At 63.5% G+C, this 11,736-nt stretch carries 12 protein-coding genes; 10 read left to right on the plus strand and 2 right to left on the minus strand.

The features are described from left to right. Window positions 1-475: 475 nt before the first annotated feature. Window positions 476-1,630, minus strand: a complete 1,155-nt coding sequence (locus tag QMX97_RS29480) for a DUF1624 domain-containing protein (protein WP_282398074.1) — start codon at window positions 1,628-1,630, stop codon at window positions 476-478. Between the two features lie 132 nt (window positions 1,631-1,762). On the opposite strand from QMX97_RS29480, the gene QMX97_RS29485 reads away from it, so the two are divergent. From QMX97_RS29485 to QMX97_RS29520, 8 genes are all read left to right on the plus strand, one after another. Next, the gene (locus tag QMX97_RS29485) at window positions 1,763-2,260 is read left to right on the plus strand and encodes a sigma-70 family RNA polymerase sigma factor (protein ID WP_120448914.1); all 498 of its coding nucleotides are present in this window, start codon (window positions 1,763-1,765) and stop codon (window positions 2,258-2,260) included. Next, the gene (locus QMX97_RS29490) at window positions 2,257-3,210 is read left to right on the plus strand and encodes a FecR domain-containing protein (protein WP_282398075.1); all 954 of its coding nucleotides are present in this window, start codon (window positions 2,257-2,259) and stop codon (window positions 3,208-3,210) included. Before QMX97_RS29485 ends, QMX97_RS29490 begins: the two co-directional genes overlap by 4 nt. A 90-nt stretch (window positions 3,211-3,300) precedes the next feature. Continuing rightward, window positions 3,301-5,754, plus strand: a complete 2,454-nt coding sequence (locus QMX97_RS29495) for a TonB-dependent receptor (protein WP_282398076.1) — start codon at window positions 3,301-3,303, stop codon at window positions 5,752-5,754. Window positions 5,755-5,813: 59 nt separating this feature from the next. After that, entirely contained in the window at window positions 5,814-6,362 is a 549-nt protein-coding gene (locus QMX97_RS29500; protein ID WP_282398077.1) for a DUF924 family protein, read from the plus strand. Between the two features lie 97 nt (window positions 6,363-6,459). Beyond that, on the plus strand, window positions 6,460-7,092 hold the full coding sequence (gene yfcF, locus QMX97_RS29505; RefSeq protein WP_201145068.1) for a glutathione transferase: 633 nt from the start codon (window positions 6,460-6,462) through the stop codon (window positions 7,090-7,092). A 110-nt stretch (window positions 7,093-7,202) separates the two neighbouring features. Next, a complete protein-coding gene (locus QMX97_RS29510) occupies window positions 7,203-7,934 on the plus strand; it encodes a GntR family transcriptional regulator (protein WP_282398078.1) in 732 nt (243 codons plus the stop codon). Window positions 7,935-8,029: 95 nt separating this feature from the next. Beyond that, window positions 8,030-9,310, plus strand: coding sequence for an MFS transporter (locus tag QMX97_RS29515; RefSeq protein ID WP_106803517.1), 1,281 nt, complete (start codon window positions 8,030-8,032; stop codon window positions 9,308-9,310). A gap of 29 nt (window positions 9,311-9,339) precedes the next feature. Beyond that, entirely contained in the window at window positions 9,340-10,179 is an 840-nt protein-coding gene (locus QMX97_RS29520; protein ID WP_282398079.1) for an amidohydrolase family protein, read from the plus strand. Here the strand turns inward: QMX97_RS29520 and QMX97_RS29525 are convergent. Then, window positions 10,156-10,419, minus strand: a complete 264-nt coding sequence (locus tag QMX97_RS29525; RefSeq protein WP_065907610.1) for a hypothetical protein — start codon at window positions 10,417-10,419, stop codon at window positions 10,156-10,158. The two genes, QMX97_RS29520 and QMX97_RS29525, sit on opposite strands and share 24 nt — an antisense overlap. A 131-nt stretch (window positions 10,420-10,550) precedes the next feature. Here QMX97_RS29525 and QMX97_RS29530 point away from each other — a divergent pair, with 131 nt between their 5' ends. Then, on the plus strand, window positions 10,551-11,195 hold the full coding sequence (locus QMX97_RS29530) for an ATPase (RefSeq protein ID WP_065907612.1): 645 nt from the start codon (window positions 10,551-10,553) through the stop codon (window positions 11,193-11,195). 34 nt (window positions 11,196-11,229) lie between these two features. Beyond that, entirely contained in the window at window positions 11,230-11,571 is a 342-nt protein-coding gene (locus QMX97_RS29535; protein WP_065907613.1) for a hypothetical protein, read from the plus strand. Window positions 11,572-11,736 lie beyond the last annotated feature (165 nt).

The raw sequence follows: 11,736 nt of genomic DNA on the forward strand, positions 1-11,736 counted from the left end.
CTGGCTTGCCTGCGAAAGCGGCGTGTCAGTGGATGCATCTGGTGCTGACCCACCGCCTTCGCAGGCAAGCCAGCTCCCACATTAGTCCGTGTTGGGTCAGAGGTATTTGAGTCCGGCCAGGTCGGTGCGTGGTGGCCTGTGTGCGTCCACCACACATCTGACTGGCTGAATGCGGTCAAAAATGTGGGAGCTGGCTTGCCTGCGAAAGCGGCGTGTCAGTGAATACATCTGGTGCTGACCCACCGCCTTCGCAGGCAAGCCAGCTCCCACATTAGTTCGTGTTGGGTCAGAGGTATTGGAGTCCGGCCAGGTCGGGCGCCTTGGCTTGTGTGCGTCCACCACACATCTGACTGGCTGAATGCGGTCCAAAATGTGGGAGCTGGCTTGCCTGCGAAAGCGGCGTCTCAGTGAGTACATCTGTCGCTGACTCACCGCAATCACAGGCAAGCCAGCTCCTACACTCGGCCGTGTTGAGTCAAAGGTACTTGAGCCAAGCCAAATCCCGCCTGCGGGCTTTCAGTCTGGCGAACCAACGTACTGGCGCGTACAACGCCACAGGCAGCACTAACGCGACCAGCCAGATGGCGCCGATGCTGTCGACGCCGAAATAGCTGCCCTGGTTGAGCCCGAACAGCGCCACACCGATGACATAGAGCATTTTCAGCACATAAAGATGCAGCAAGTAGAAGAACATCGGCGCCGCGCCGAAGGTGGCGAGCACGCCGATCCAGCGTTTTTGTCCGGCACGTTCAAACGCCAGTAACAGCAGCAACCCGAGCCCCAGGGTCAGCGCCAGAAACAATAGCGAAGGCGGGTACTTGGTGACGTTGAAAAAGCTCATCAGCGTCCGCACGCCGTCGTCATAGGCCTGCCAGGGTTTCTCGCCATAGCCATTGGCCGCGCGCGCCACTACGAATCCCAGCAACGCCGCCACACCGCTCAGCAACAGGTAGCGCTGGCGCAGCGCCGGCTGCAGGGTATTCGCGAACCACGGGCCGAGGCCGTAGCCGAGGGCAATCACGCCGATCCACGGCAGCACCGGATACGTGATCCGCAGGCGCAACGCGTCGCCAACCTCGATCCAACCGCGCTCATGCAAAATCGCCCAGGCGTCTTGCAGCGCCGACCCCGGCGTGAAGTGCAGGCCATCGAGCAGGTTGTGCCCGGCGATGATCACCAGGGCGACCGCGATCAGCAACGGACGCGGCAGCCACACCAGTGCGGCGAGGGCGAGCATGCTCACGCCGATGGCCCAGATCACTTGCATATAGATCACGCTGGGCGGCAGTTGGAAGGTCCACGCGAAGTTGACCAGGGTGAACTCCAGCACCACCAGGAACAGCCCGCGCTTGAACAGGAACGCCGACACATCGCGCCGGCCCCGGTACTTCTGGCCGTACAGCCACGCGGATAAACCCGTGAGCAGCACAAACACCGGTGCACACAGGTGGGCGAGGGTGCGGCTTACAAACAACGCGGGTTCGGTGCTGTCGATGTTCATCGGGTCGCTGACCTGGCGGTGCAGCAGGAAGGTTTCGCGCACGTGGTCGAGCAACATGAACAGGATGACCAGGCCGCGCAGGGCGTCGATGGTCAGCAGGCGTGGGCGTTGGGGAACAGCGTCGGTCATGGGCGGCATCACAGGGCAGGCGGGCGATGAGCGTTATCCTATAACATTAATTTGCGCGTTGCCGTGCTTCGTTGTGCAGATTAGAATGCGATCAATTCTTAATTACTCCTTGGCCCCGCGCCGGTGACTCGCATGTCGTCCCCCCTCAATCTGCCTATCCAGGACCTGTACTGCGAACACCACGGATGGTTGTACCGCTGGCTCGACCGCAAGCTGGGCAACGCCAGCGACGCGGCCGACCTGGCCCACGATACCTTCATGCGCCTGCTCACCCGCCAGCCCGGCAACGGTTTTGGCAGCGAGCCGCGTGCGTTGCTCACGCATATCGCCAAGGGCCTGATGATCGACAGTTGGCGCCGCCAGGAAGTCGAGCGCGCCTACCTTGAGACCATTGCCCACCTGCCCGAGCAGGAAGTGCCGTCGCCGGAAACCCGCTGGCTGATCCTCGAAGCGCTGTACCGCATCGAAGCCATGCTGCGCGACCTGCCCGACAACACCCGCCAGGCCTTCCTGATGTCGCAGATCGACGGCTTGACCTACGCGCAGATCGCCGAGCGCCTGCAGGTGTCGCTGGTGTCGGTCAAACGCTACATGCGCGATGCATTTCTCGCCTGCCTGAGCGTGGCATGAGCCCGTCGATCGACCCGCTGATCCTCGGCGAGGCCGCTGACTGGATGGTGCAGTTGCAGTCCGGCAGCGCCACCGACGAGGATCGCCGCGCCATCGCCCAATGGCAATGCCGCAGCGCGCAGCACGCCCAGGCCTGGCAGCGCGCGGAAGCGATCCTCGGCGACTTCAACAGCGTGCCCGGCGCGATTGCCGGCGACACCCTCAAGCGCATCGGCCGCAAGAAAGCCCTGGGTCGGCGCCAGGCCCTCGGGCTGTTGCTGCTGGCGGGGCCGGCGAGCTGGCTGGCCTGGGAGCACAAGCCCTGGCAGGCCTGGACCGCCGACCAGCACACCGCCATCGGCGAGCAGCGCAACCTCACGTTGCCGGATGGCACGCGCCTGCTGATCAACACTGCCAGCTCGCTGAATATCGTCTTTACCGATCAGGTGCGGCGCATCGAATTGCTGCAAGGCGAAGTGCTGATTACCACCGCCAAGGACCCGGCGCCGACGCACCGTCCGTTCAGCGTGCAGACCCGCCACGGCAGCGCGCGGGCGCTGGGGACGCATTTCAGTGTGCGGGTCGGGGAGCAGAGCAGCCGCGTGGCGGTGATCGACGGCGCAGTGGAAATGCTGCCGCTGCATGCCAGCCGGGGGCTGATCCTCAAGGCCGGTGAACAGAGCGCGTTCGGCAGTGACAGCGTGGCGGCGGTGGCGCCGCTGGAGGTGGGCGCAATGACCTGGGAAAACGGCATGTTGCTGGCCCAGCAGATGCGCCTGGCGGATTTGCTCGAGGAGCTGGGCCGCTACCGGCAGGGCGTGTTGCGCTGTCACGCCAGTGTGGCCGGGTTGAGCGTGTCCGGCGCGTTCCCGCTGCGCGACACCGATGCCAGCCTGCGCCTGTTGCAGGACACGTTGCCGGTCCAGGTCAGCAGCCTGACCGGTTACTGGGTCACTGTTGAGCCACGCTGAAACTTTTTTGCCTGTTCGCTGACACCTTTTTCGTTGTCGTGCGGTGTAGGGGAGAACCCTCAACTTTGCACCGCGCCGACAGGAATGCCCATGACCTTCACATCGCACCCCATCCGCCCCTTGCAGGCCTTGAGCCTGGCCGTCGCGCTCGCGGCCATCGCACCGCTGCACAGCGCCGTGGCCGCCGAGCCGGCAAGCAGCGCGGCGCGCAGCTACAACCTCGGCGCCGGGCCGTTGGGCAATGTGCTGGCGCAGTTTGCGGCGTTGTCCGGCGTGCCGTTGTCGTTCGACTCCAAGCTGCTCAATGACCAGCACAGCGCAGGCCTGCAAGGCAGTTACACCGCGCAGTCGGGCTTTATGCAGTTGCTGCAGGGCAGCGGCTATACCCTGCAGAGCACCGGCGCGAATGGCTACACCGTGGTGCCCCAGGCCAGCGGTGATGCGGTGGAGCTGGGCGCTACCACCATCAGCGGCGAGGGCGGGGCGCAGGCGGACACCTACGGCGGTGGCCAGGTCGCGCGTTCGGCACGGCTGGGCGTGTTGGGCAATCGTTCGATCAATGATGTGCCGTTCAGCGTGGTCAGCTACACCGCCAAGACTATCGCCGACCAGCAGGCGCGCACCGTGGGCGATGTGCTGCTCAATGATGCGTCGGTGCGCCAGTCTTCCGGGTTCGGCAACTTCTCCCAGGTGTTCACCATCCGTGGCTTGCCGTTGAACACCGATGACATTGCCTTCAATGGCCTGTACGGCGTGCTGCCGCGGCAGATCATCACCACCGAGGCGCTGGAGCGCGTCGAGCTGTTCAAGGGCCCCAACGCCTTCGTCAACGGCGTGTCGCCGGCTGGCAGCGGCATTGGCGGCAGCGTCAACCTGGTGCCCAAGCGCGCCGAAGACATCGCCACGCGCAGCGTCACCCTCGACACCACCACCGATGGCCAGGCCGGCGGCCACCTCGACGTGGGCCAGCGCTTCGGTGAAGACAACCGCTTCGGCGCGCGGGTCAACCTGGCCCGGCATGGCGGCGATACTGCCATCGAGGATGAATTCAAAAGCTCGCAGCTGGTGGCCGTGGCCCTGGATTACCGGGGTGATCGCCTGCGCCTGTCCACCGACTTCGGCTACCAGAAAGAACGCATCAACAATGGCCGCTCGGTGGTGTACCCCAATGGCACCAAAGTGCCGAAGGCGCCTTCGGCCAAGGACAACTATGCGCAGGACTGGAGCTGGTCGGAGCTGGAAGACACCTACGGCATGTTCAATGCCGAGTACGACCTGACTGAAAACTGGACCGCCTATGTCGGCGGCGGTGCCAAGCACACGCGCGAGAATGGCCAGTATTCATCGTTGTACGTGGGCAACGACGGCAGCGGCCGCGTCGGCTTCCTGTACTCGCCCCATGATGAAGACAACAAGAGCGCCATGGCCGGCCTCAACGGGCATTTCAACACTGGGCCGGTGACCCATCAGGTCAATCTCGGGTTGTCTGGCATCTGGGGTGAGCAGCGTTCGGCGTTCGAGGCGATCCTGCAGGCCAACCGTCGGCCGGGCAATCTGTACAACCCGACCCAGGTGCCTCGCCCGACCGTCACTTACTTCGGCAGCGACATTCACGACCCGCGTGTCGTCGGCAAGAACCGTATCAAGAGCGCCGCCGTTTCGGACACGCTCGGCTTCATCGACGACCGCGTGCTGTTGACCGTCGGCGTGCGTCGCCAGACCATCGAAGTGGATGGCTGGAACACCGCCAGCGGCGCACGCACCGCGAACTATGGCGAGTCCATCACCACGCCGGTGTATGGGCTGGTCGTCAAGCCGTGGGAGCACGTGTCGTTGTATGCCAACCGGATCGAAGGGCTGGCCCAGGGGCCCACGGTGCCGACGGCGGTCGACATCACCAACAGCGGCGACGTGTTCCCGCCGAGTCGCAGCAAACAGACCGAGGCCGGGGTCAAGCTCGATTGGGACAACTACGGTGCGACCCTCGGCGTCTACCGCATCGAACAGCCCAACAGCGCGACCAACAACAACCCCAACAGTGTGACGCCGCAGTTCCCCAACGGCACCCGCACGTTCAATGTCGACGGCGAGCAAATCAACAAAGGCGTCGAGTTGAACGTGTTCGGCGAGCCCATCGACGGCCTGCGGCTGCTGGCGGGCGCTACGTGGATGCACACCGAATTGCAGAACACCTCCAACGGCGCCACCGATGGCAACCGCGCCGCCGGCGTGCCGCGCTTCCAGTTCAACCTGGGTGCCGACTGGGACATCCCGGGCCTCCAGGGCGCCGCCGTCAACGCGCGGCTGCTGCGCACCGGCGGGGAATACGTCAACGCCACCAACACCCTGAACATCCCGGCCTGGACCCGCGTCGACCTCGGCGCCCGCTATGGCTTCAAGGCCGATGACAAGTACATCACCCTGCGCGCCAACGTCGAGAACGTGGCGAACAAGGCGTACTGGGCGTCGGCATCGACGGCCAACAACTACCTGACCCAGGGCGAGCCGCGCACGATCAAGCTGTCGGCCACGGTGGACTTCTAAGCGCCCACTACGGTCCACTGTAGGTGCCGGCCAACCGGCGCCTACAGGAGATAGCCACCGTGAGTACGACCGAACACACGCCGCAGTCCGTCATCGATTTCTGGCAGCACGCCGGCCCCAAGCGCTGGTTCGCCAAGGATGATGGGTTTGACGCAAGCTTTCGCGACACCTTCCACGCCACCCACCTGCAAGCGGCCCGGCGTGAACTGGAAGGCTGGCTGGACACGGCTGACGGCGCGCTGGCGCTGTTGATCCTGCTTGACCAATATCCACGCAATGCGTTTCGCGGTACTGCGCATATGTTCGCTACCGATCCGCTGGCGCGCCTGTATGCCCGGCGCATGGTCGATGCCGGCCTCGATCAGCAGGTGGACCCCGCGTTGCGTGCGTTCTGCTACCTGCCGTTTGAGCACTCGGAGGATGCGGCTGACCAGCAACGCTCTGTGGCACTCAACGCGGCGTTGGACGCCAACACCTACCGCTGGGCCAAGGAACACGCGCGCATCATCGAGCGCTTCGGGCGGTTTCCGCACCGCAACGACGTGTTGGCCAGGCTCACCACACCCGACGAGCGCAGCTTTCTGGAGGAGGGCGGGTTCGCCGGCTGAGCGGCTATTCCCGCGAGGAATGCCCCCATAAAAACAGCGCATTGTCTTTCTCGGCGGACATCTCGTAGCGTGGGGTTTCACCCAAGGAGACCCTGCCATGCACCAGCCCCCGTTGCGCCTCTATGTTGATTCGCTCTACACCAGCCCCTACGCGATGTCGGTGTTCGTCGCCCTGCGCGAAAAGGGCCTGGGCTTCGATGTGGTGACCCTGGACCTGGACGCCGCGCAAAATCGCACCGCCGATTTCGCCCAACTGTCCCTGACCCAGCGCGTGCCCACGCTGGTGCACGGCGATTTTGCGCTGTCGGAGTCGTCAGCGATCACCGAGTACCTGGAGCACCTTTACCCGGACACGCCGGTGTACCCGGTCGAGCCAAGGCAGCGGGCACGGGCGCGTCAGGTGCAGGCGTGGCTGCGCAGCGACTTGCTGCCGATCCGCCAGGAGCGTTCGACGCTGGTGGTGTTCTGCGGGCAGACAATGCCGCCGCTGTCGCCGGCGGCCGAGGTCGCGGCAGGTACGTTGATCAGTGCGGCGCAGGCGCTGCTGGCGGGTAACCCGGAGTACCTGTTCGGCGCGTGGTCGATTGTCGATGTGGACCTGGCGGTGATGCTCAATCGCCTGATTCTCAACGGCGACAGCGTGCCCGCCGGGCTGGTTGATTACGCGCAGCGCCAGTGGGCGCGGCCGTCTGTGCAGGAATGGGTCAACCTGCCACGCCCTGCGCTTTAAGCCACCATTCATCCCCCGTCTGCGGTGGCGCCCTTGACAGGCGTCACCCGCGCGGCAAATACTTCGCCATATTCATATATATGACTAAATAACAAAGTGAATGTGGCCCCATGAATACGCTCTCCAGTGATGCCCGCCTGCCGCTCTATCAACGCCTGCGCGACCATCTGGTCGAACAGATCGCCAACAATCGCTGGCGCCCTGGCGAAGCGATTCCCACCGAAGCGGTGCTGTCCGCCGAATACGAGATCTCCACGGGCACCGTGCGCAAGGCGGTGGATGCACTGGTGAGCGAGGGCATCCTTGAGCGCCAGCAGGGCCGTGGCACGTTCGTCCGCCGCCCGCAATTCCAGTCGTCGTTGTTTCGCTTCTTCCGTTTCCAAGGCCCCTCGGGCGAACGCCAGGTGCCCGAGAGCCGCATCCTCACGGTGGAATCCGTGACAGCACCGTCGGCGGTCAGCGAGGCCCTCGGCCTGGCAGCCGAAGCCCAGGTGATTCGTATCGTGCGTACCCGTCTGCTGGACGTGCAGCCATTGCTGGCGGAAGAGATCTGGCTGCCGCGCAAGCGCTTCCAGGCGTTGCTCGACATCGACTTGTCCGCGCAGGGCCCATTGCTCTACCCGGTGTATGAAAGCGTCTGCGGACAAGTGGTGGCCTCGGCCGAGGAGACCCTTACCGCCGAATCGGTCAACGAGGTGTACGCGCGGCTGCTGCAGGTGCCGGTCAACAGCCCGGTGGTGGTGATCGAGCGCCTGGCCCGCGATTACGCCGGGCAGCCGCTGGAGTGGCGCCGCTCGCGTGGGCACGCCGAGCACTTCCGATACCGCGTGGATATCCGCTGACGCACCACCCGTAGTTTCGTGTTTGCCAACACTGGCCTTGCAACGGCGCGGTTCGTGCTCGGCTGCCTCGCGTTTGACCTATAAGGATAAAAATCATGTTCAGTTGGTATCGCCAAGTCACTCCTCGGGAGCGCAAAACGTTCTGGGCCTGCTTCGGCGGATGGTCCCTCGATGCATTGGAAGTGCAAATGTTCGGCCTGGCGATCCCGGCCCTGATCGCCGCGTTCGCCTTGAGCAAGGGCGATGCCGGGCTGATCAGCGGGGTCACGCTGGTTACCTCGGCCATCGGTGGCTGGGTCGGCGGCACCTTGTCCGACCGCTACGGCCGGGTGCGCACCCTGCAGTGGATGATCCTGTGGTTCTCGTTCTTCACGTTTATCTCGGCGTTTGTCACCGGCTTCCACCAGTTGCTGATCGTCAAGGCCCTGCAGGGCTTCGGCATCGGTGGTGAGTGGGCGGCGGGCGCGGTGTTGATGGCCGAGACCATCAACCCCAAGTATCGCGGCAAGGTCATGGGCACCGTGCAAAGCGCCTGGGCCGTGGGCTGGGGCGTGGCGGTCGGGGTGTTCGCGCTGATCTATTCGTTTGTGCCGCAGGACATGGCCTGGCGTGTGATGTTCGTGGTGGGCCTGCTGCCGTCGTTCCTGATCATCTGGGTGCGCCGCAATGTGGAAGAGCCCGACAGCTTCCAGCGCCTGCAAAAAGAGCAGGTCATCCCGCAGAGCTTCTTCAAGTCGCTGGCCGGGATTTTTCGCCCCGAGCTGATCCGCGTCACGCTGTTTGGCGGCCTGCTGGGCCTGGGCGCACATGGCGGTTACCACGCGGTGATGACCTGGCTGCCGACCTTCCTCAAGACCGAGCGCAACCTGTCGGTGCTCAACTCGGGTGGCTACCTGGCGGTGATCATTTTTGCGTTCTGGTGTGGCTGCGTGGTCAGTGGTTTGCTGATCGACCGCATTGGCCGGCGCAAGAACATCGTGCTGTTCGCGCTGTGCTGCGTGGTCACCGTGCAGGCCTATGTGTTCCTGCCGCTGACCAATACGCAGATGCTGTTCCTCGGCTTCCCGCTGGGCTTCTTCGCCGCCGGCATTCCGGCCAGCCTGGGGGCGTTGTTCAACGAACTGTACCCGGCGGATGTGCGCGGTGCCGGCGTGGGTTTTTGCTACAACTTCGGGCGCGTGCTGTCGGCGGTGTTCCCGTTCCTGGTGGGGCATATGAGCGACTCGATGTCGCTGGGCTCGGCCATCGGCATTGATGCCGGGATTGCCTACGGGGTCGCCGTGATTGCCGCCCTGTGCCTGCCGGAAACCCGTGGCCGCGTGCTGGAAGCGGCGCCGGTCGACAGCATCCCCAGCGGCCAGCGCGCGCAGGCCTGAGACCTATTTACGGATGAAAGACGACCACCATGCTCGATAACTGCTCCACGCCCATCACCGGCATCGATGCCCACGCCCATGTGTTCAGCCAGGCGCTGACCCTGGCCGGTGAGCGGCGCTATACCCCTGGGTACGACGCCACGCTGGGGGATTACCTCAGCCACCTGCACGCCAATGGCCTCAGCCATGGCGTGCTGGTACAACCGAGCTTCCTCGGCACCGACAATCAATACCTGCTCGCGGCCCTGCAGCAGGCGCCCGGTCAGTTGCGTGGGGTGGTCGTCGTAGACCCGGACGTCGGTCGCGATACCTTGCAGGCCATGGCCCGCCTGGGCGTCGTGGGGGTGCGCTTGAACCTGGTGGGGCGTGCGCTGCCGGATTTTGCCGGGCCGGGCTGGAAAGGGTTTTTCGCGCTGATCGCCGAACTCGGCTGGCACGTGGAATTGCACCGCGAGGTGGATGACTTGCCGCAACTGATTCGGCACTTGATTCCGTTCGGGGTCAAGCTGGTGATTGATCACTTTGGCCGGCCCGATGCCCGGCAAGGGGTTGAGCAACGCGGGTTTGCCGAGTTGCTGGAACTGGGACTCAGCGGCCACCTGTGGCTGAAAGTCTCGGGTATCTACCGCCTGGCCGGCACGCCCGCGCAGAACCTGGCGTTTGCGCGCGAGGCCATGCCGCTGCTGCTGCAAAGTTTCGGTCGGCATCGGCTGGTGTGGGGCAGTGACTGGCCGCACACCCAACATGAAGCGTCCACGGGCTATGCCAGTGTGGTTGAGCAGCGCCAGGCCCTGGGCTGTTCGGCGCAGGTCGAGCAGGCGTTGCTGGTCGATACGCCGAGCCGCTTATTCGGCTTCCACCACCCGTAGCCAGGCCTGCTCCACGCGGCGGTCGAGGTCTTCCCAATCCGCCATGCCCAGTACCCGTGTAGTGTTCAATCCGCGCAGATAGCCGCGCAGTTGCTGGGCGCTGGCGTTCACCTGCTCGGCATCGGCGGTGTCGTTCTGCAGCACGGTTTCATAGTCGACCAGGTAATCGGCGACCCGCTCGCGAAACTCCGGCAGTACGGCCTCGCGGATGCGGTCGAAGGTTTTCTGGTGGGGCTTCATGGCGTGGTCCTTATAAGTTTTATGTGCGCACTATCGGTTCAGATAATAGTCACCATCAAGCATCGCAAGTTCTGTTTTTACAGGAAAGGCGGAAAATCGCCTCATCAAGACGCTGCTCAAGGAAATGCGCGATGAGGACATTTATCCAACTGGCTTTGATGGCCCTGATGCTGGGCACTGTCGTCATGAACACGGCGGCAATCGCCGATGAACTGCCCACAGGCCATTTGCTACCTATCGTCGGTAGCGTAGACTCCCTGCAGCGTGCGCAATCGGTGGGTGTGTTGCTGAGCGACAACACCCGCGACAATCTCAGCTACCTTGAACGCTACCACGACATGGCCTTGAATGGCGCCAAGGATGCCCTCGACGGGCGTATCCGCGAGGCGTTCGTCAACAGCTCCGACCCGGAACTGGCCATCGATTGGTTGATGAGCTCGCTGCAAGGCACCTTCCTGTCGGTCACCGTGTACGACAACCTGGATGCCCTGATGCAGGCTCACCCCGATGTGGTGGTGATGCTCGACACCCATAACCAACTGCTGACCCAGCGTAACGACCAGGTCGAGGCGCGTTTTATTGCGCGGTTCTATGACACGAACCTGCAATACATCGCCAAGGCCGAAGGCTCGGTGCACAAACAGCTGCCATCGGTGTGGGTGCACGACAAGGCCGCACCGGAGATTGCTGCGCAGATCGAACAGCAGCGCGATGTACAGCTTGATGCCTTGAAGCAGTTCGATGCATCGCTCAAAGCGTTGATTCGTGCCAGTTGATGTGACCTTTTTTAGTTATTTTCAGGAATTTTTCATGCGCTCTTTTTTCGTCCCGGCCCTGGCCTTTGCTTCCCTGTTACTGGCCGGTTGTGTTTCCGCTCCGAATGCACCCACCCTGACCCTGCAAACCAGCAAGGGCCCAGAAGCCTATGTGCAGTGTGTTGTACCGAAACTTGAAAAACACGGGATCACCTCGACCGTGACGCAAAACTCGCGTCACGCCAAAGTGGTACTGACCAGCAAGATCGCCGCCGATGACGTGCTGGAAGCCTACAAATCGCAGGATGGCGGCAAAGTGTTCTTGTACGAGCGCAAGCCGCTGGCGTCGACGATCACGCCATCGCGTTTGGAGCTTGCCGCGCAGGAATGCAAGTAACTGCCGGCAGCGCATCGCCTGGTGCGGGGATGTGGACGCGCCAACCTTTGAGCGGATTGCACAACCCGGTTCCAACTTGAAATACATCCCCAATGTGGGAGCGGGCTTGCTCGCGAAAGCGGTGGTTCAGTCAATAGTTTCGGTGACTGACACTCCGCCTTCGCG

The sequence above is a fragment of the Pseudomonas sp. PS01298 genome, from assembly GCF_029959745.1.
Taxonomy (GTDB): Bacteria; Pseudomonadota; Gammaproteobacteria; order Pseudomonadales; family Pseudomonadaceae; genus Aquipseudomonas; species Aquipseudomonas aylmerensis.

Bases quoted from the DNA above. Each gene is read 5' to 3' on its own strand.
- QMX97_RS29480 (WP_282398074.1), bottom strand. From the start codon at position 1,630: ATGACCGACGCTGTTCCCCAACGCCCACGCCTGCTGACCATCGACGCC.
- QMX97_RS29485 (WP_120448914.1), top strand. From the start codon at position 1,763: ATGTCGTCCCCCCTCAATCTGCCTATCCAGGACCTGTACTGCGAACAC.
- QMX97_RS29535 (WP_065907613.1), top strand. From the start codon at position 11,230: ATGCGCTCTTTTTTCGTCCCGGCCCTGGCCTTTGCTTCCCTGTTACTG.
- QMX97_RS29525 (WP_065907610.1), bottom strand. From the start codon at position 10,419: ATGAAGCCCCACCAGAAAACCTTCGACCGCATCCGCGAGGCCGTACTG.
- QMX97_RS29490 (WP_282398075.1), top strand. From the start codon at position 2,257: ATGAGCCCGTCGATCGACCCGCTGATCCTCGGCGAGGCCGCTGACTGG.
- QMX97_RS29510 (WP_282398078.1), top strand. From the start codon at position 7,203: ATGAATACGCTCTCCAGTGATGCCCGCCTGCCGCTCTATCAACGCCTG.
- QMX97_RS29495 (WP_282398076.1), top strand. From the start codon at position 3,301: ATGACCTTCACATCGCACCCCATCCGCCCCTTGCAGGCCTTGAGCCTG.
- yfcF (WP_201145068.1), top strand. From the start codon at position 6,460: ATGCACCAGCCCCCGTTGCGCCTCTATGTTGATTCGCTCTACACCAGC.
- QMX97_RS29520 (WP_282398079.1), top strand. From the start codon at position 9,340: ATGCTCGATAACTGCTCCACGCCCATCACCGGCATCGATGCCCACGCC.
- QMX97_RS29530 (WP_065907612.1), top strand. From the start codon at position 10,551: ATGAGGACATTTATCCAACTGGCTTTGATGGCCCTGATGCTGGGCACT.
- QMX97_RS29515 (WP_106803517.1), top strand. From the start codon at position 8,030: ATGTTCAGTTGGTATCGCCAAGTCACTCCTCGGGAGCGCAAAACGTTC.